This window comes from Amycolatopsis sp. NBC_01488, assembly GCF_036227105.1.
In the GTDB taxonomy this organism is placed as follows: domain Bacteria; phylum Actinomycetota; class Actinomycetes; order Mycobacteriales; family Pseudonocardiaceae; genus Amycolatopsis.
Genome location: NZ_CP109434.1, coordinates 1,737,770 through 1,757,264, shown reverse-complemented (window position 1 = coordinate 1,757,264; position 19,495 = coordinate 1,737,770). Strand labels below are relative to the sequence as shown.

15 protein-coding genes are annotated in these 19,495 nt (G+C 70.6%); 8 read left to right on the top strand and 7 right to left on the bottom strand.

What is annotated here, in order from left to right; all coding sequences use genetic code 11:
• Positions 1-5: 5 nt before the first annotated feature.
• From asnB to OG738_RS08280, 8 genes are all read left to right on the top strand, one after another.
• The gene (gene asnB, locus OG738_RS08315; RefSeq protein WP_329052592.1) at positions 6-1,916 is read left to right on the top strand and encodes an asparagine synthase (glutamine-hydrolyzing); all 1,911 of its coding nucleotides are present in this window, start codon (positions 6-8) and stop codon (positions 1,914-1,916) included.
• Complete coding sequence (locus tag OG738_RS08310) at positions 1,913-4,090, top strand: bi-domain-containing oxidoreductase (protein ID WP_329052591.1); 2,178 nt, start codon at positions 1,913-1,915, stop codon at positions 4,088-4,090. The genes asnB and OG738_RS08310 overlap by 4 nt, the downstream gene beginning before the upstream one ends.
• A 108-nt stretch (positions 4,091-4,198) precedes the next feature.
• Positions 4,199-6,145: a heparinase II/III family protein gene (locus OG738_RS08305; protein WP_329052589.1), complete on the top strand. Its 1,947-nt coding sequence runs from the start codon at positions 4,199-4,201 to the stop codon at positions 6,143-6,145.
• 9 nt (positions 6,146-6,154) lie between these two features.
• The gene (locus tag OG738_RS08300) at positions 6,155-7,678 is read left to right on the top strand and encodes a right-handed parallel beta-helix repeat-containing protein (protein WP_329052587.1); all 1,524 of its coding nucleotides are present in this window, start codon (positions 6,155-6,157) and stop codon (positions 7,676-7,678) included.
• Between the two features lies 1 nt (position 7,679).
• The gene (locus OG738_RS08295) at positions 7,680-8,933 is read left to right on the top strand and encodes an O-antigen ligase domain-containing protein (protein WP_329052585.1); all 1,254 of its coding nucleotides are present in this window, start codon (positions 7,680-7,682) and stop codon (positions 8,931-8,933) included.
• The gene (locus tag OG738_RS08290) at positions 8,930-10,105 is read left to right on the top strand and encodes a glycosyltransferase family 4 protein (protein ID WP_329052584.1); all 1,176 of its coding nucleotides are present in this window, start codon (positions 8,930-8,932) and stop codon (positions 10,103-10,105) included. Before OG738_RS08295 ends, OG738_RS08290 begins: the two co-directional genes overlap by 4 nt.
• The gene (locus tag OG738_RS08285; RefSeq protein WP_329052582.1) at positions 10,102-10,749 is read left to right on the top strand and encodes a phosphatase PAP2 family protein; all 648 of its coding nucleotides are present in this window, start codon (positions 10,102-10,104) and stop codon (positions 10,747-10,749) included. Before OG738_RS08290 ends, OG738_RS08285 begins: the two co-directional genes overlap by 4 nt.
• Before the next feature lie 345 nt (positions 10,750-11,094).
• On the top strand, positions 11,095-11,709 hold the full coding sequence (locus tag OG738_RS08280; RefSeq protein WP_329052580.1) for a maleylpyruvate isomerase family mycothiol-dependent enzyme: 615 nt from the start codon (positions 11,095-11,097) through the stop codon (positions 11,707-11,709).
• Here OG738_RS08280 and OG738_RS08275 read toward each other — a convergent pair.
• The 7 genes from OG738_RS08275 to OG738_RS08245 all read right to left on the bottom strand — a co-directional run bounded on the left by OG738_RS08275 (position 11,696) and on the right by OG738_RS08245 (position 19,491).
• Complete coding sequence (locus OG738_RS08275; RefSeq protein ID WP_329052578.1) at positions 11,696-12,310, bottom strand: HAD family hydrolase; 615 nt, start codon at positions 12,308-12,310, stop codon at positions 11,696-11,698. The two genes, OG738_RS08280 and OG738_RS08275, sit on opposite strands and share 14 nt — an antisense overlap.
• A gap of 166 nt (positions 12,311-12,476) precedes the next feature.
• Positions 12,477-13,958: a right-handed parallel beta-helix repeat-containing protein gene (locus OG738_RS08270; protein ID WP_329052576.1), complete on the bottom strand. Its 1,482-nt coding sequence runs from the start codon at positions 13,956-13,958 to the stop codon at positions 12,477-12,479.
• 156 nt (positions 13,959-14,114) lie between these two features.
• Positions 14,115-15,431 (bottom strand): glutamate-1-semialdehyde 2,1-aminomutase, encoded by a 1,317-nt coding sequence (locus OG738_RS08265; RefSeq protein ID WP_329052574.1) that lies wholly within the window; start codon positions 15,429-15,431, stop codon positions 14,115-14,117.
• Positions 15,432-15,436: 5 nt separating this feature from the next.
• Positions 15,437-15,985 carry a dTDP-4-dehydrorhamnose 3,5-epimerase family protein gene (locus OG738_RS08260; protein WP_329052573.1) on the bottom strand — a complete coding sequence of 183 codons (549 nt, stop codon included), beginning with the start codon at positions 15,983-15,985 and terminating at the stop codon, positions 15,437-15,439.
• Entirely contained in the window at positions 15,982-17,166 is a 1,185-nt protein-coding gene (locus OG738_RS08255) for a polysaccharide pyruvyl transferase family protein (RefSeq protein ID WP_329052571.1), read from the bottom strand. The genes OG738_RS08260 and OG738_RS08255 overlap by 4 nt, the downstream gene beginning before the upstream one ends.
• On the bottom strand, positions 17,163-18,107 hold the full coding sequence (locus tag OG738_RS08250) for a glycosyltransferase family 2 protein (protein ID WP_329052569.1): 945 nt from the start codon (positions 18,105-18,107) through the stop codon (positions 17,163-17,165). Before OG738_RS08250 ends, OG738_RS08255 begins: the two co-directional genes overlap by 4 nt.
• A 7-nt stretch (positions 18,108-18,114) precedes the next feature.
• Positions 18,115-19,491: a hypothetical protein gene (locus OG738_RS08245; RefSeq protein ID WP_329052567.1), complete on the bottom strand. Its 1,377-nt coding sequence runs from the start codon at positions 19,489-19,491 to the stop codon at positions 18,115-18,117.
• Between the last annotated feature and the right edge of the window lie 4 nt (positions 19,492-19,495).

Below are 19,495 nucleotides of genomic sequence, written 5' to 3'. Positions count from 1 at the left end.
TCGAGATGTGCGGCATCGCAGGCACGTACCTCTGGCCGGACGGCGGGCCGCTCACCGACCGGCTGACCAAGACGCTGGCCCACCGCGGCCCGGACGGCTCCGGCCGCTACGACCACACCGTCGGCTCCGGTGACGTCCACTTGGGACACCGGCGGCTGTCGATCGTCGACCTGACCGAGACCGGCGCCCAGCCGATGGTCCTCGACGGGCTCGCGCTGAGCTACAACGGCGAGCTGTACAACGCGCCGGAGCTGCGGGCCGAGCTTTCCGCGGCAGGCGTGCGCTTCCGCGGGACGTCCGACACCGAGGTGCTGCTGCAGGCGTGGCGGCGCTGGGGCACCGACTGCCTGCCCAAGCTGCGCGGGATGTTCGCGTTCGCGCTGTTCGAGGAAGGCACCGGCGAGCTGTTCCTGGTGCGCGACCAGCTGGGCATCAAGCCGCTGTTCTTCGTGCAGCGGGCCGGCGGGGTCGTCTTCGCGTCGGAACTCAAGGCCCTCGCCGGTGAGCTCGGCGGGTCGCTGCAGGTCGACAACGGGGCGCTGATCGCGTCGCTGCTCTACTACTGGGTGCCGGACAGCCGGTGCGCTTACCAGGGCGCGGAGAAGCTGCCGCCGGGCACGTGGCTGCGCTGCCGCCCGGACGGCCAGGTCGACCGCGGCCGGTTCTGGTCGCTGCGGGAGGTCGCCGAGGAGGGCGCGGCCTTCGACGGCGAGGTCGACCTGCACTCCGTGATCGCCGAGTCGACCGCCAAGCACCTGATCTCGGACGTCCCGGTGGCGACGTTCCTCTCCGGTGGCCTGGACTCCAGTTACCTGACCGCGCTGGCCGCGCGCTCGCAGCCGGGGATCTCCGCGTACACCATCGGGTTCCGCGCCGAGGACGCGAAGTTCGAGGCCATGCCGGACGACCTTCGCTATGCGCGGATTGTGGCTGACAAGTTCGGCGTCGACCTGCACGAGATCGAGATCGCGCCGCAGGTGCTCGACCTGCTGCCGAAGATGACCTACCACCTCGACGAGCCGATCGGCGACCCGGCGGCGATCAACTCGTTCCTGATCTGCACGGCCGCGCGCGACGCCGGCGTCAAGGTGATGCTGTCCGGGATGGGCGCCGACGAGCTGTTCGCCGGTTACCGCAAGCACCTCGCGAACCTGATCGCCGTGCGCTACCACAAGGTTCCCGGCGCGGTCCGGCGTCCGGTGGAGTCCATTGTGGACCGGCTGCCGGTGGCGTCGGCCAAGCGTGGGTACCGGTCGGTGCGGTTCGCGAAGCGGTTCCTGTCCTTCGCGGGCCTGCCCGAGGAAACAGCGTTCCGCCGCAGCTACACGATGTACGACCGCGCGGAGCTGCTTTCGCTGGTCAACCCGGACCTCGCGCCGGTCGTCGACGACGTCCTGGCCGAGCACGCGGACACCTACCACGACCAGGCACTCGACGACTTCGTCAACCGCATGTGCCTGGCCGACTCGCGGATGTTCCTGCCGGGACTGAACCTGACCTACACCGACCGGTCGACGATGGCCGCGTCCACCGAGGTGCGGACGCCGTTCGTCGACGTCGAGGTCGTGCGCGCGGCGTTCAAGATCCCGGGGAACAAGAAGATCGTCGGCCGCGCGGGCAAGGTCGCGCTGAAGAACGCGGCCCTGAACATCTTGCCCAGCGAGATCGTGCACCGGCCGAAGGGCCTGTTCAGCGCGCCGCTGCGGGCCTGGATGAGCCGCGACCTGGCGCCGCTGGTGCGCGAAGTCGTCAACGAAGGCGTGCTCGTCGAATCGGGCTTCCTGCAGCGGGAAGCGTTGCAGCGCATGGTCGCCGAGGACGCCGCCGGTCAGGAAGACCGCAGCAAGCACCTTTGGCACGTCTTGACTCTTGAGTATTGGTACCGGAACGCGATGTCTGGAGCGGGAGCGAAGTGAAGCAGGTAGTCCAGAACTACAAGAGCGGTGAACTGGCGCTCCTCGACGTCCCCGAGCCGGCGTGCAAGCCGGGCGGGGTGCTCGTTCGCACGGTGTACTCGCTGATCTCGACCGGCACCGAGATGATGAAGGTGTCCGAGGCGAGCATGTCCTTGGTGGGCAAGGCGAAGGCCCGCCCGGACCAGGTCGCGAAGGTCATGCAGAGCGTCGCCACCAACGGCCTCTCGGCGACCTACCGCAAGGTGACGTCCAAATTGGACTCCTACACCCCGCTCGGCTACTCGCTCTGCGGCATCGTCGAGCAGGTCGGCGACGGCATCACGGATGTCACGGTCGGCGACCTGGTGGCTTGCGCGGGCAACGAGCACGCACTGCACTCCGAGCTGAACTGGGTGCCCAAGAACCTCTACTCGCGCGTCCCGGCCGGCGTCGACCCGCGGCACGCGGCGTTCGGCACCGTCGGGTCGATCGCCATGCAGGGCGTCCGCCGCGGCGAGCCGCAGATCGGCGAGGTCGCGCTGGTCATCGGCCTCGGCCTGATCGGCCAGCTCGTCGTGCAGCTGCTGACGTCGTCCGGCGTGCGCGTCGTCGGCGTCGATCCCGACCCGGAACGCTGCAAGCTCGCCGAGAGCCTCGGCGCGCTGACCTGTGCGCACCCGGCGTCCGGCATCGTCGACACCGCCGTGGACGAACTGACCCACGGCGCGGGCGTCGACCAGACCTACCTCGCCGCCGGCGGCAACACGAACGACCCGGTGGAGCTGGCCGCGAAGCTGTCGCGCGACCGCGGCCGCGTCATCGACATCGGCAAGTGCAAGCTCGACCTGCCGTGGAACGCCTACTACGAGAAGGAACTGGACGTCCGGTTCTCCCGTTCGTACGGGCCGGGCCGCTACGACCCGTCGTACGAACTCGAAGGCCGCGACTACCCGATCGGCCAGGTCCGCTGGACCGAGCGCCGCAACCTCGAGTGCGTCCTCGACCTGATCGCGCGCGACCGCCTCGACGTCGAGCCGCTGATCACGCACGTCTCGGACTTCTCTTCCGCGGTCGAGACGTACAAGTCCTTGAACGACGGCGAACTCAAGGCCGTCGCGGTGCTGTTCCGCTACCCGGACGCGGTCGCCAAGACCGAGCCGGTCGTGACGTCCGCCCGCGTCGTGCTCGTCGAGCACAAGGCCGCGCCGCTGCCCGCCGGGCAGCCCGTGCGGCTGGGCTTCATCGGCGCCGGGAACTACGCGTCGTCGATGCTGCTGCCGCACCTCGCCGAGCGCGAAGACGTCCAGCTCAAGCACGTCGCGACGACGTCGGCGCTCTCCGGCGCCAACGCGCGGCGCAAGTTCGGCTTCGCCGGCGCGTCCACCGACATCGACGACGTCCTCGGCGACTCCTCGATCGACGCGGTGTTCGTCGTGACGCGGCACAGCTCGCACGCCGAGCTGACCCGGCAGGCGCTGCTGGCGGGCAAGACCGTGTTCGTCGAGAAGCCGCTGGCGCTGTCCGCTCCCGAGTTGCAGAAGGTGCTCGACGCGGTCGAGGAGTCCGGCAACGACCGGCTCCAGGTCGGCTTCAACCGCCGGTTCGCGCCGCTGCTGCACGAGGCCCGCGGCCAGTTCGGCCCGCGCGTCGGTCCAGCGACCGTGCGGTACCTGGTCAACGCCGGCCGCCTCGACCACGGCAGCTGGTACAACCAGACCGCCACCGAGGGCTCGCGCTTCGCCGGCGAGGGCGGGCACTTCATCGACACGGTGAGTTGGCTGCTCGACGCCGACCCGGTTTCGGTGTACGCCACCGGCGACGTCCAGGTGACGCTCGGCTACCCGGACGGCTCGACAGCGGTGATCACCTACGCCGAGACCGGCTCGTCCGGCTTCCCGAAGGAAACCCTCGACCTCACCGCCGACGGCAAGGTCCTCAAGTTCGACGACTTCGTGCGCGCGTCGGTGTACTCGCGCAAGAAGTGGGCCAGCTCGCGGATCCCGAAGGGGCGCGACAAGGGCCAGGCCGCCCAGGTCGGCGCGTTCCTCGAAGCCGTCCGCACCGGCGGCCCGATGCCGATCTCGATCGCCTCGCTCGCCGCGACGACGCTGGCCACGCTCGCCGCGCAGACGAGCGTGTCGAGCGCGGCGCCGGTCCGGATCGAGCTGCCGCGGAAGGCGGGTGTCCAGGCGTGACGACCGTGGCACCGGCCCGGCACGAGCGGCCGCCGAAGGCAGGGACCCCGGCATGGTGAGCGTGGCACCGGCCCGGCACGAGCCGCCGCCGAAGGAAGGGGCGCCGGCATGATGGGTCCCGGCTGGTACCTGCGCCGGCTGTCCCGGATGGGGCCGGCCGAGGTCGTCGGCCGTGCCCGGCACGCCGTCGTCCAGCGGCAGTGGCGGACCGCGCTGCCCACGCCGCCGGACTGGCCGTCGCACCCGCGCTTCACGGCTGTGCTGCCGGAGGGCGTGCTGGGCAAGGTGTCCGGCGACGCCGTCAAGCGGCTGCTGGCCACCGCCGACGAGCTGATGGCCGGGCGCGCCGAGTACTTCGGCGTGGTCCGGTCGGACCTGGCCTCGCCGGACTGGTTCCTCGATCCGAAGACCGGCCGCCGCGCACCTTCCGACGGCTACGCCTTCGACGTGCCGTACCGGTCGGAGGACGCGGTCGGGGACATCAAGCAGATCTGGGAACCGTCGCGGCACCAGCACCTGACCGTGCTGGCCGCGGCGTACGCGGTGACGGGGTCCTCGGCTTATGCCGTGCGCGCGGCCGAGCACCTGCGCTCGTGGTGGGCCGAGAACCCGCCGTTGCGGGGGCCGCACTGGGTCAGCGGCATCGAGCTGGGCATCCGGCTGCTGTCGTGGGTCTGGACGCGCCGCCTGCTCGACAACTGGACCGGGGTCGGCGAGCTGTTCGAGGACAACCCGGACTTCCAGCTCCAGCTGTGGCACCACCAGAACTGGCTCTCGACCCTGCGCAGCCACGGCTCGTCGGCGAACAACCACGTGATCGCCGAGGATGCCGGGCTGCTGGCCGCGGCGTGCGCGTTCGGCTGGTTCCCGGAGTCGCCGCGCTGGCGGACCGAGGCGATGCGGTCGCTGGACGCCCAGCTCGCCCGCAACACGTTCGCCTCCGGGCTCAACGCCGAACTGGCGTCCGAGTACCACGGCCTGGTGCTGGAGCTCGGGCTCGCGGCGGCGGTCGAGGCCGACGCCGCGGGCACGCCGGCGCCGGACTCGACGTGGGACGTCCTGCGCCGGATGACCGACGCGCTGGCGTCCATTGTGGACAACCGGCTGCGGCCGCCGCGGCAGGGCGACGCCGACGACGGCTTCGGCCTGATCGTCGACGGGCTCGAGACCGACCGCTGGGCGTCGCTGCTGGCGACCGGCGAGGTGCTGTTCGGCCGCCTCGACTGGTGGCCGCCGGTCCCGGGCGACGACGTCCGCACGCCGCTGCTCGCGTCTCTCGCTTCGCGCACGCCGCGGGCTTCCGGTGTCCGCGCCGGCCGCCGTCCCGCGCACCTGCGGGACGCGGGCATGACGATCCTGCGGTCGGGCCGGATCTGGGCCCGCTGCGACGGCGGCCCGCACGGCTTCCTCTCGATCGCCGCGCACGCCCACGCCGACGCATTGTCGGTCGAAGTCCGCCACGACGGCGTCGACATCCTGGCCGACCCGGGCACCTTCTGCTACCACGGCGAACCGCGGTGGCGGTCGTACTTCCGGTCCACGCTCGGCCACAACACGCTCGAACTGGGCGGGACCGACCAGTCGGCGTCCGGCGGGCCGTTCCTCTGGACGCGGCACGCGGTCACCAAGGTCCTCGACGTGCGCACCCCCGACGACGGCCCCGCCCGCTGGACGGCGGCCCACGACGGCTACGCGCCCGCGGTCCACCGCCGCACGGTCGAGCTCGACGGCGACGTGCTGAAGATCGTCGACGAGGTGCTCGGCGCCACCGGCCCGGCCGCGCGCCTGGCGTTCCACCTGGGCCCGGCGGTCACCGTCCAGCTCGAGGGGACCGTTGCCCACCTGCGCTGGCAGGGCACCGCCACCGGCTCCATGGCCCCGGTGCACACCGCGGTCATGGAACTGCCGTCCGAGTTGTCGTGGACGGCTCACCGCGGTGAGATCGACCCGCCCCTCGGCTGGTACTCCGCGGGCTTCGGCCGTAAGGAGCCCTCGACCACGCTCGTCGGCTCCGGCACCCCTGGACACCTCGCCACCCTGCTCCGCTTCAGTTAGGACCCGCCCGTGACAGCCCGCCGCTCCCGACTCCGCCGTGCCGCTCCGCTGCTCGGCGTCCTCCTCACGCTCGCGGCGTGCTCGAGTGGACCCGACGCCGAAGGCCCGGCCCAGGCGACCCCGGCACCCAGCGGGTCGGTCGCGGCGGTGTGCGACAAGGAGCCGGCCGGCCCGGCGACGGCCCCGGCGGGCGCGGTCGTCGTCGACCCGGCCGTGCCCGGCGACCTCGCCACGAAGACACGCGCGGCCGGGCCGCACACGACGTTCTGGCTCAAGCCGGGCAAGCACATCCTCGGTGACGACAAGTACGACCAGGTGTCGCCCGAGGACGGTGACGTCTACATCGGCGCCCCCGGCGCGGTCGTCGATGGCCGGAAGATCAACCAGTACGCGTTCACCGGCCACGGGACGAACGTCAAGCTCACCTACCTGACCGTCCAGGGCTTCGCCGCGCCCCGCGACGAAGGCGTGGTCAACCACGACTCCGGCGACGGCTGGCTGATCGAGCACTCGACCATCCAGGACAACGACGGCGCCGGCCTGATGGCGGGCGCGCGCCAGCAGGTGCGCGGCGACTGCCTGCGCCGCAACGGCCAGTACGGGATCAACGCGTTCTCGGGCAACACGCCGATCACCGCGCTGGTCGTCGAGGGCAACGAGATCGCCGGCAACAACACCGGCGACTGGGAAGCGAAGATCGACGGCTGCGGCTGCACCGGCGGCGTCAAGTTCTGGGACGTCAACGGCGCCGACGTGCGTGGCAACTGGGTGCACGACAACCACGGCACCGGGCTGTGGGCCGACACGAACAACAACGACTTCCTCATCGAGGGCAACCTCATCGAGAACAACGACAGCGCCGCGATCATCTACGAGATCAGCTACAACGCGATCATCCGCGACAACACGATCCGCAAGAACAACTGGGTCGACGGCCACAAGTACGCCGACAAGGGCGACAACTTCCCGACGCCGGCGATCTACATCTCCGAGTCCGGCGGCGAGCCGCGGATCAAGGCGCGGACCGCGAAGCTCGAGATCTCGCGCAACTTCCTGGAGAACAACTGGTCCGGGATCACGTTGTGGGAGAACGCCGACCGCTTCTGCAACAGCCCGGCCAACACCAGCTCCGGCGACTGCACCCGGCTGGTCCCGAACGTGAAGACCTGCGCCGCCCCGGCGATCACCACCGCGCCGCTGCTGAGCGACTGCCGCTGGAAGACCCAGCACGTCGACATCCACGACAACAAGTTCGTCCTGGACCCGGCCGTGGTCGGCTGCCAGGCGTCCTGCGGCCGGATGGGCCTGCTGTCGAACTTCGGCACCTACCCGGACTGGTCGCCGTACAAGGGCGACGCCGTCCAGGAGGCGATCACGTACAAGCAGGACAACCACTGGCACGACAACAGCTACTCCGGCCCGTGGACGTTCATCACCTACACGACCGACCGCGTCGTCGAGATCGGCGAATGGGAAGGCTCGCCGTACTCGCAGGACACCGGCAGCACGTTCACCGCACAGGGCGGGGGCTGACATGGCGGCGCACACCGGCATCGCGGGCATCCGAGGCGAGGCCGCGGCCGAGCCCGCCTCGGCGACGCCGAAGTGGGCGGGCCTGGCGTGGGCGCTGCTGATCCTCAACACGCTCGGCTCGACCGGCGCGAAGACGGTCATCCCGCTGCCGCGGTCGGTCAGCCAGCTCGTCACCATGGGCGCGCTGATGACCGCGTTCGTGATCGCGCTGGTGCTGAACAAGCACCTGCGGATCCGCCCGAGCGCGTACCTGCTCCTCCTGACGATGCTGCTCGTGTCCAGCACCTTGGCCAGCGCCGATCTGAAGGAGGGCGCCGGCGCGTTGTTCCGGTGCTTCCGGCTCACGGTGTTCCTCTCCACGCTCTGGTTGCTGACCCGCTGGTGGGACGGCGGGTTCAGCTTCGTCCGCTACCACATCCGGACGTACGGCATCGTGCTCGCGTCGGTGGCGATCGGCCTGGTGATCTCCCCGGGCAACGCGATGCCGGACATCTACGGCGGCCGGCTTTCGGGCGCGATCTGGCCGCTGACCCCGCCGCAGATCGGCCAGTACGCGGCGGTCATCTCGGGGCTCACGCTCCTCCTCTGGTTCGGGCGCCGCACGACCTGGCGCAGCGCGGTGTTCATCGTGGTGCCGGCGGTCGGGTTGCTGATGCTCACGCACACCCGCACGGCGACGCTCGGCCTGATCGCCGGGCTGGCCGTGGCCATCCTGTCGATGCTGCTGACCAGCGCCCGCGCCCGGAAGGTGTTCGCGTGGACGGTCGGCGTCGGCGGGCTCGCCGGCGTCGTGCTGGCCGGCGCGCTGCAGACGTGGTTCCTCCGTGGCCAGAGCGCGGACAACTTCTCCAGCCTCACCGGCCGCGCGAAGGTGTGGGACGCGCTGCTGGAGGCCCCGCGGACGACGTCGGAGTACATCTTCGGCGTCGGGCTGACGGACAAGTCCTACGACGGCCTCCCGATCGACAACAGCTGGCTCGCGATCTACCACGAGCAGGGCTTCGTCGGGATCACGCTGGTGGCGGGGTTCCTCCTCACGTTGGCCGTGGTGGCCGTGCTGCGGCCGCCGTCGCTGGCTCGCGCCTGCGCGATCTTCCTGATCACCTACTGCATTTCGGCCTCCTACACCGAAGCCGGCCTCGGCGACGCGTCGCCGTACCTGCTGCACCTGGCCGTGGCCGCGTCGCTGCTGGTCCGCGGGGTGCCGCAGTCCGACGAACAGGCATTCATCCCGGCGAAGGGGACAGGCACGTGAAGGTGCTCGTGGTGCACAACCGGTATCGCTCAGAGCAGCCGAGCGGCGAGAACAACGTCGTCGACGCCGAAGTGACGCTGCTCGCCGAGGGCGGGCACCAGGTGTCGCTGTTCGAACGCCGCAGCGACGACATCTCGGCCATGCCGTTGCCCCGCAAGGCCGCAGTGCCGTTGACGGTGCCGTGGAACCCGGCGGTCCGGAAGGAGCTCGCCGCCCGGCTGCGGGCGTCGCGTCCGGACGTCGTGCACATCCACAACACGTTCCCGCTGCTCTCGCCGTCGGTGGTGGCGGCCTGCGCGGACGCCGGGGTGCCCGCGGTCGCGACGCTGCACAACTACGGGATGGTCTGCCCGCCCGGCACCCTCCACCGCGACGGCCACATCTGCACCGAGTGCGTCGGCGGCTCGCCCCTGCCGGCGGTGAAGCACGGCTGCTACCGCGATTCGCGCGTGGCGACGCTCCCGATGGCGGCGAGCATGGCCGCGAACCGGCGCCGGTGGTGGACGGGCATCGCGCGGTTCTTCTGCATTTCGGCGGCCCAACGTGACCTCCTGGTGTCGGCCGGGATGCCCGGCGAGCGGATGGCGGTGAAGCACAACTTCGTCACCGACCCCGGCGTCCGCCGCACCGGCGACGGCAAGCACGTGCTGTTCCTCGGCCGCGTCACCGAGGAGAAGGGGGTCGGCCTGCTGATGCGGGCGTGGGACCGCCTCGGCGGTACCCGGGGGATTCCGCTGGTCATCGCGGGCACGGGCCCGATGCAGGACGAGGTCGCGACCTGGGCGGCCGGCCGGGCCGACGTTTCGTACGTCGGCCTGCAGAACAAGGCGGAGTGCCGAGCGTTGACGGCCGATGCCGTGGCGGTGGTGGCGCCGTCGACGTGGCTGGAGGCCTTCGGCCTGGTGGTCGTCGAGGCGATGGCTGCGGGCGTCCCGACGGTCGCGGCCTCGCACGGCGCGTTTCCCGAGCTGGTGGACGACGGCGTCACCGGCCTCCTGCACGCACCGAATGATGCGGAGTCCCTGGCGGACCGCCTGCGCGAGGTAGCCGGCGACCGCAACCACGAGATGGGCGACGCGGCGCGCGTGCGGTACGAGAAGGACTTCACCCCGGCGGTCGGGCTGGATCGGTTGCTCGCCGGATATGAAGCGGCGATCGGGGCGCGCGGGTGAGGCAGCAGGTCCGGACGGCGCCCGCGGCCCTGCCGGCCGCGGTGCGTGCCCCCCTGGCCATGACGGCCGCCTTGGCGACGGCGGTGCTGGTCGCGCTCGGCATCCTCCACTTCCACGACGCGGGCCTGACGGGCATCGACGCGGCGGTGCTCCCGTCGATCGACGGCGTCCAGCCACCGTGGCGGTACGTGGCGCTGGTCTTCGACTTCGGCGGCGAGCCGGTGGGGTCGACGATCCTGGTCGCGCTGATCGCGGTGGTGTGCTTCCTGGTCCACCGCATCCGCGCGGCCGCGTTGACGGTGCTCGGCGTAGTGGTGACGGTGGCGGTGACGACGGTTCTGAAGCCGCTCGTCGGCCGGACGATCCATGGCGAGTTCCTTTCGTATCCGAGCGGTCACACGGCGATGGCCACCGCGCTGGCGTTGGTGATCGGGCTGGTACTGGCTGATCGTCTGGCGTTCGATCGGGCCGCTGCAGTGGTCTTGGTCTTGGGGCTGGCTCTGGTCGCCGCGGTGGCGATGGGGTGGGCCGAGGTGGCCCTGGGAGCCCACTACCCGACGGACGCGGCGGGCGGCTTCTGTGCCGCGCTGGCCGCGGTCCCGGCGACGGGGTGGCTGGTGGATCGCGTGGCCGAACGCCTTTGACGCCGAGGCCGGCCTTCGCTTCGCTGCTGGTTTGCGTGCGGACGGGCTTGTGCCGGTGCTGGGTGGGAAATCGCCCCGTGGCTGGCTTGCCGCTCGGCTCGCGAAGCGCGGTCGGCTGCCAGTCGGTGAGTTGGGGTAGGAAGCGATTACCGGCTCGGCCCGGCTCGGCTCGGCCAGCTCGGCCCTTCCGGCCCGGTCCGGCCAGCTCGGCTCAGCCCAGCCCATCGCGGCCCGGCCCGGCCTTGTCCGGCTCGGCTCGGCCTAGTCCGGCTCGGCTCGGTCTCGGTGTCGGTCCCGGCTACTCCCGTTCGTCGGTGGGGTCACCTACCCGCGAAGGAGAGAACGATGATCCAAGACCTGATCGCCGCCGAGCGGCGGGAACTCGCCGCTCTGCTCGACGACCTGACGCCGGACGCCTGGGGTGCGGCGACCTTGTGTGCTGGCTGGCGGGTGCCCGAGGTCGTCGCCCACGTGACCATGCCCTTCCGGTTCTCCACCGGACGGTTCGTGCGCGAGATGGTGAAGTCCGGCGGCCGCTTCAACCGGATGTCCGATCGCGTCGCTCGGAAGGATGCTGCCGCGCTCTCGCGGGAAACCCTCGTGGCCTCGCTGCGGGACAACGCCGACCATCCGTGGCAGCCGCCCGGTGGTGGGCCGGAGGGGGCTCTGAGCCACGACGTCATCCACGGCCTCGACATCACCACCGCCCTCGGGCTGGATCGCCGCGTGCCGTCGGAACGGCTGGAAGTGGTCCTGGGCGGGGTCAAGCCGAAGCACACGAAATACTTCGGTACCGATCTGACCGGGGTCTGCCTACGGGCCGACGACCTCGACTGGTCGTACGGCACCGGCACCCCGCTCACCGGCCTGGCCCAGGACCTGCTGCTGGTTCTCTGCAACCGACGGTTGCCGGCGGGACGTCTTCGGGGCGAGCCGAGCGCGCGCTTCACCGCGGTCTGAGCTCCTTGCGTAATTGGTCCATTGTGGACAACCGAGCCGTGCCGTACCGCAGGGCCTGCAGTCCGGCGGCTCGCGCGGTCGAGACGTTCTCCGCGCGGTCGTCGATGAGGAGGATCCGGTTCGGTACCACGTCCAGCCGATGGCAGACCGTGGTGAACGCTTCGGGGGCGGGCTTGCGCACGCCGATGTCGCCGCTGACGAACCAGTCGGTCAGGTACTCGCCGAGGCCGAACCGCTCACGAAGGAGCTTCGACCACTCCCTGACGTCGTTGCTCAGGCAGCCGAGCCGCACTCCGGTGGCGTCGAGTTCGGCGAGCACCGCGACCACGCCCTCGGTCAGGCGGTGGTTCCGGCAGTACTCCTCGTCCGACGCTCCGGTCGCTCCGGCCGTCGCCCAGAAGTCCGCGGACGACATCTTGCCGAGACTGCATTCCTGGTACAGCTGCGCGATTTCGTCCCGGAGCAACACGCAGCCGTGGCTGCGGAGATACGGCACGAGCAGCTCGCCGACGTCGTCGGCGGCTGAGTAGAGGACGCCCATCGCGTCGAACAGGACGGCGTCGATCGCGTCGCGGTCGAGGGGTGCGGGGATGGCGGGCATGTCTTCGACGGTACCGAACACGCGTGCGAATGCCATCGCTGAAACGGGTGAAGCGCGCGCGTCCGGAATCTTCCGTTCGCGACTTTTCCCTGTGATACCAAGCGAAACGGCCACCGAGAACGCGGATCGTGGCGAAAAGTGTCGGACCCCCTCGGCAAGCTCCTGATCAACAGCCGGCGGACCCACCGTCGAACGAAGAACACGCGTCCTGCGAGTAGGGCTCCGCCCGCCAGCCCGCAGCGTCGACCGTCCTGGAGGTGTCATGCACGACGAAAGTCCACGGCCCGGCATAGGAGTTGTCGTGCCAGCGGTTGCCCTGCCGGAAGGTGATCGCTTCTTCGACCACCGTTCCCTTGTAGGGCGACCAGTCCGGGAAGGTCCCGTAGTTCGACAGCAGCGCCATCCGGCCGCAGAGGCTCGTGCAGCCGACCCGGGCGGGGTCGAACCGGAAGGTGTTCCCGTGCACCTCCACGCGCTGGGTCTTCCAGCGGCAGTCGCCGTACGCCGGAGGCCTCGCGATCGTGGCCGACGTGCACGAGGACTGCGAAGCCACCTTGGTGCAGTAGCCCGTGGACGTGTTCGCCGGGCTGTTGCAGAAGCGGTCCGCGTTCTCCCACAACGTGATCCCGGCCCAGTTGTCCTCGAACGTGTTCCCGCTGATGTCGACGGCCGACGTCCGCGCCTGCACACGCGGCTCGCCGCCCGACTCCGACAGGTACACCGTCGCGGCCGGGAAGTTGTCGCCGCGCGACGCGAACGCGCGGCCCTGCACCAGGGTGTTGCCGCGGAACGTGTTGCCGCGCAGCACGAGGTTGTAGCTGGTCTCGTAGAACAACGCCTCGGCGTCGTTGGCCTCGAACAGGTTGTCCTCGACGAGGAAGTCGTTGTTGTCCGTGTCGGCCCACAGGCCGGCGCCGTGGTTGCCGTGGACCCAGTTGCCGTTGATGTCGGCGCCGTTCACGGCCCAGAACTTGGCGCCGCCGCTGCACCCGCAGCCCGGCACCTTGGCCTCCCAGTCGCCGGTGTTGTTGCCGGTGATCTCGTTGCCCTGCAGCACGAGCCCGGTGATCCCGTCGCCGGCCTGGTAGGCGTTGAGCCCGTACTGGCCGTTGTTCCGCAGGCAGCTGTGCCGGACGATCTGGCGCGCGCCGGCCATCAGGCCCGCGCCCGCGTTGTCCTCGATGGTCGTGTTCTCGATGAGCCAGCCGTCGCCCGAGTCGTGGTTCACCACGCCCTGGTCCTGGAGCGCGGCGAACCCGCGGATCGTGAGCCCGTGGAGCGCGACGTCCTTGGCCCGCTGGGTGAAGGCCGCGTGGTTGACACCGCGGCCGTCGACGACCGCGCCCGGCGCGCCGAGGTACACGTCACCGTCCTTCGGGACGACCTGGCCGTACTCGTCGGTGCCGAGCGTGTGGGTGCCGGGGCGGAGCCAGAACGTCGTGCCCGGCGGGTTCGCCGCCGTCTTGGCCGAGAGGTCTCCGTCGACGCCCGGATCGACGGAGACGGCCCCGGGAGGCGCTTCCTCGTACTCCGCGGGCTGGTGGTCGCACACCGGCCCGGGCCCGTCGGTGGCTCGCGCGAGCGCCGGGGAGGCCGCGGCGATCAGGAGCGAGCAAGCGGCGACGAGAACCGCACGAAGTCTGCCCATGACAGGAAGTTACGCACGAACGGACCGGAAAGCAGTCACCCTCAAGTGTCCTCATCGGACCCAAGGAGTGAATCCGGCGCGCCGGCTTGGGAAATCGCGACCGGCGGCGAAGGCCGGCCGGGGCGAGTCACCCGGCCGGGCCGCGCCGAAGCGAGGTCAGGCGAACTTGCGGAACACCGGCCGCACCGGACGGCCGCCCATCCACGGCGCCGGGTCGTTGGCGTCGAGGGCCTTGCGGTACACCGTGCAGGCCTGGGCGACCACGTCGACGGTCTTGTCGATGTCCGCCTCGGTGAGCGCGGCACTGACCACGAAGGACGGTCCGAGCACACCACCGCCGACCAGCTCGCGCAGGAACAGCGTCCGGTACGGCTGCGACGGCTTGAGGTCCTCGTCGAGGGTGGCGAACACCAGGTTGCTGGACCGGCCGCGGACGACGACGTGGTCCTCGACGCCGATCCCGGCCGTCACTTCGCGGACGCCGGTGGCGAGCCGGTCGCCGAGGGTGTGCAGCCGGGCGATGACGTCCTCGTCGCGGTAGACGTCCATCACCGCGATGGCGGCGGCGAGCGAGTGGGTCTCGGCGCCGTGGGTGGTCGAGAGCAGGAACACCCGCTCCCGGTCGGTCTGGAGCCCGCCGAGCTCCATCAGCTCCCGCTTGCCCGCGAGCGCGGAGACGGCGAAGCCGTTGCCGAGCGCCTTGCCGAAGGTCGAGAGGTCCGGCGTGACGCCGTAGAGCCCCTGGGCGCCGTGGGCGGACCAGCGGAAGCCGGTGATCATCTCGTCGAAGATCAGCACGACGCCGTGGCGAGTGGCGAGGTCGCGCAGGCCTTGCAGGTACCCCGGTGGCGGCTCCACCGCGGCGGCCGCCTCCAGGATCATGCACGCGATCTGGCCATCGTGGCGCTGCAGCAGCTCCTCCGTGGCCTGCAGGTCGCCGTACGGGAAGGACACCGTCGCGTCCGTCGTCTCGTCCGGGATGCCCGCGTTCATCGGCGTGGTGCCGATGAACCAGTCGTCGGTGGAGAAGAAGGCGTGGTCGGCGCACCTGGCGACGAGCTTGCGCCCGGTGGCGGCGCGGGCCAGCCGGACCGCGGCGGTGGTGGCGTCCGAGCCGTTCTTGGTGAACTTCACCATGTCGGCCGTCGGCACGTTCTCGAGGAACCGCTCGGCGGCCTCGGCCTCGATGATCGACGGGCGGATGAAGTTGCTGCCCTTCTCCAGCTCGCTCCGGACGGCGTCCAGGACCCGCGGGTGGGCGTGGCCGAGGCTGACCGCTCTCAGCCCGGCGCCGTACTCGATGTAGTCGTTGCCGTCGACGTCCCAGACGTGGCCGCCGAGGCCGTGCGAAATGACCGGAGCCATCCCTTCGGGATACTGGTCCGAGCCCTTGGCGTAGGTGTGCGCACCCCCGGGGATGACCCGGTGCAGCCGCGCGTTCGCCTCCGCCGAGCGGGGCAACTTCGTTCCCATGTGGGTCACCTCGTTGGTTTCAACGCCTCTCCGAGAGACGGCGCGCGCTCATCCCGGTCACTGACCATTGTGACCGACAGTGGCCACGAAATGTCCAATTCTGTGTCTTTGTACGAAATTGTGATGTCTTCGGACGGGTCATGGGCCCGATCGATACGGTACGAAACGTCGGACGGATCGGTGAGTGACTGGAATCCGTGCGCGCATCCCGCGGGGATGTACACGGAAACCTGCGTCTCACCGGAAAGTTCGAAGGTCTTGATGTGTCGGAACGTGGGGGAATCCGGTCGGAGATCCACCACGACGTCGAAGATCGCGCCGTGGGAACACCGTACCAGCTTCGCCTCGCCGGCCCCGCCCCGCAGGTGCATTCCGCGGACGACTCCCTTGCGGGACCGGGAAAGACTGTCCTGGACGAAGCCGTCCGGGTCGATCCCTGCCGATGCGACGACGGCACGGTCGAACGTCCGGCTGAAGAAGCCGCGCTCGTCGGCGTGCGGGGTGGGTTCGAACAAGTACGCGCCCTGGATTTCGGGCACCGGAATGGCCTTCATCGCCCACCCCCGAAGAGGGCCGCCGAAAGGGCGGCGAACTGGTCCTTGAGCCGCTGCGCGTTCAGCTCGTTCCGTTCCAGGAGCGTCTGGCGCAGTTCCGCCGAGCGGTTCTCCAGTTCGGTGAACTGCTCGACGAGCCGGTCGTAGTCGACGTCCTTCGCCCGCTGGGTGAAACCGTCGAGGCCCAGCTCCGCCATCAGCACGTCGTTCTTCGGCGCGTACCCGATCGCGACGGTCGGTTTCGCGACCTTCAGGGCGCAGAGCACGTTGTGGTAGCGCGTGGCCACCACGCTGTCCACCGCCGCCATCTCGTGCATCAGCTCGTCCAGGGTCTCCGCCGTAGCCGCCGTCACCAGCGGGGAAGCGGTCTTCTCGATGATCTCGTCGACGACCTGCCGGTCGATCCGGTCGCCGATGAACAGCCGGACGGGTCTGTCCTGGTCAACGAGCCACGCGACGAAACGGTTCATCGTGTCCACGTAGTGGCGGTAGATGCGGTCGCCGTCGGCGCGGTCGTCGTTGCCGCCGTAGTAGGCCATCACGCCGACGCCGACGGTGCCCGGCTTGCCGGGCCCCTCCGGCGTGGGAAGAGCGAAAGCGAGGTCCGGGTACACCCCGTCGGCACTGGTGTCGACACCCATGGCACGCATCGCGTCGCGGGAGATCTCGTCGCGGTAGGAGCGGTAGGCGGCGAGGCGGCCGGCCCAGCGGACCAGCGTCCGGGTCGCCCGCGCGCTGATGTGGTTCGCGCCGACGCACACGAGGGCCACCTTGGTGCCGAAGAGGCGCCCGGTGACGGACAGGAGGAAGAGCGAATACGGGAAACCCCAGGGACGCAACGGAAGCGTCGCCTCGAGCACGCCCATGCCGGGCACGATGACGACGTCCTGCTTGCGGACCCAGGCCGCGGTGCGCGCGATGTCGACCAGCTTGCCGAAGCCCTTGAGGGCGATCGAGCGCAGGCCGGACGCCGTCTCGTACTCGGACTGGTTCCAGTGCAGCGGCGTGGCGTCGATGCCGTAGCGCTCGCGGACGATCTCCGGGCCGCCGACCAGGGCACCGAGCCGGGCGTCCGGGTATTCGGCGCGCAGGTAGCCGAGCACGGCTTCGAGGGAACCGTCGTTGCCGAGGTTCCCGGAGCCGAGGAGGCCGAAGACGCCGACGCGTGGGGCACGCTTCACGCGAGCCTGCCTTCCCGGCCGGCCACGATCGTGTTGACCGTGGCGACGTCCGAGGCGGTCGGCGCGCGGTCCTCGACGCGTTCGCCGTGGCCGGACCGCGCCCGGTTGGTCAGCCAGGCGCCGAGGTGCCCGAAGCACTCGCGCTTGTCGGCGGCCGAGATCGGCGCGCGGCGGATCAGGTCCGCGAACCCGTAGACGTACTCGCCGAGCAGGCGGACGGTGGGATTCCGGAGCCGGCTCGCGCGCCGCGGGTCCAGATTCGCGCACCGGCTCCGGATGGTCGGGTTGGCCCGTTCCGCGCGGCCCGGGTGGTCGCGGCGGAAGTAGAGCAGCTCGGGCACCTGGTGGAACGGACCGTGCAGGGCCATCTCGGCGGAGTACGTCCGGTCGGCGTGGTGGTAGCTGTCGAGCGGCTTGACGCGGCGGAGGACGTCGGCGCGGATGACGCCGTAGAAGTCGTCGCCGCCGGGCTCGAACAGGACGCTGCGGAAGCGGTCCGGGGCGTGCGGGGACGCGGTGTCCAGTGTGTACTCGAGCGGCTGGACGATGCGGCCGTCGCCGTCGATGATCGCCTGGTCGCAGTGGGCGAGGATGACTTCCGGGCGCTCGTCGAGCGCCTCGACGCACCGCATGAGCAGGTCGCGGGCGTAGAGGTCGTCGTGGGAGACCCACTTGAAGAGCTCGGTGCGGGACACGTCGAACACGTAGTTGTGGTTCGGCGTCGCGCCGATGTTCTTCGGCTGCCGGACGTAGCGGATCCGGGAGTCCTTCTCGACGTAGCGGCGGCAGATCTCGTCGGTGCCGTCGGTGGAGGCGTTGTCCGAGATGATCAGCTCGAAGTCTTCGTAGGTCTGGCCGAGCAGGGCGTCCAGCGACTCGGCGAGGTACTCCTCGCCGTTGTACACCGGGAGGCCGAGGCTCAGCCGCGGGACGGTGGTCATGGAGTCCTCATTCCTTGATCGGCTCTTTGATCGGCTCGAAGACCACGGTGGTTTCGTTCATCCCGATCGGCGCGAAGACGATGGTGGTCTCGTTGGCCCCGGCGTCTTCCGGGGCCGGCGGCACGTACTCGCGGAGCCCGATGCGCAGCTGCCACCACCAGACGACGGACCCGCTGAGCGTCGCGGTCGCGACGCCCCACGCGGACCCGGCCGCGCCGCCGAGGAAGGCGCCGGTGATGCCGAACGTGACGTAGCACAGGGAGGCGATCAGCTGCGACCGCAGGCTCCTCGGCGCGGCACCGAGGGCACGCAGGCCGGCCGCCGCACCCGTGGCGAAGCTCGCGCCGACCACGGCGAGGGTGACCGGGAGGATCAGCGGGGACGACGAGTCCCACACCGAGCCCATCACCCAGCGGCCGGCGCTCTCCGGCAGCAGGATCAGCAGGCCGAGGCCCCAGCACAGCGCGGCGGCGGCCTGCCCGCCCCCGAGGATCACGCAGAAGTGCTTCAGGCGGTGCGGGGCCCGGCGGAGTACCCGCGCGCCCTCGGCGACGGTGACCAGCGACAGTCCCATCAGCAGGGCCAGGAACGGGCCGAGCAGCTGCTCGGCCCCGCGGACCGCGCCGACGGCGGTGATGCCGGCGATGGCGCCCAGGCCGTAGGCCCGCAGCTGGGACGCGCCGCTGTTGCTGACGTTCTCGACGAGGTAGCGGACACTCAGGTCGCGTTGCGTGCGGAGCCAGCCGACCATCTCCCGCGGGTGCGGGAGGATGCCCGTCTGGAACCAGCCGAACGCGGCCGCGACCGCGCCGGACAGGCCCCAGGCCAGCACGAACGCGACCACCGTGTGGACATGGGCGGCGACGTACAGCGCCGGGAGCAGGGCCGCGCCCCACACGCAGTCGTTGACGAACGCCTTTTTGCCTTCGCCCTTCGCGAAGAACGCGAACCGCCAGGCGTCCTGCAGCAGCAGGCCCGGCAGGACGATGGCGAGGGCGACGAACGCGTCGCCGAGCGGGCCGCCCGCGGCCAGCCCGGCGACCAGGCTGATCAGCCCGGTCACGCAGCCGACGCCGATGGCGGTGCCCGACGCGCTGGCGACCCCCAGGCGCCAGCGGTCCTCGGGCACGGCGCTGAACCGCACCATCAGCGGGTCGGTGGCCAGCCCGCGGGAGACGTTCAGCACCACGCCGTAGGTGACCCAGGCGAGGCTGAAGATGCCGAACGCGAACGTGCCGAGCGAGCGGGCCACGTACAGCCCGACGGCGAAGTTGGTCAAGCTGGACACGGCTTGGTCGCCGAGGCCCCAGCTCAGCCGTCCGGCCATCGCGCGCACCGCGCCCGACCGGAAGATCGAGCGCGGCGCACGGCGGTGGTTGGCCACGTCG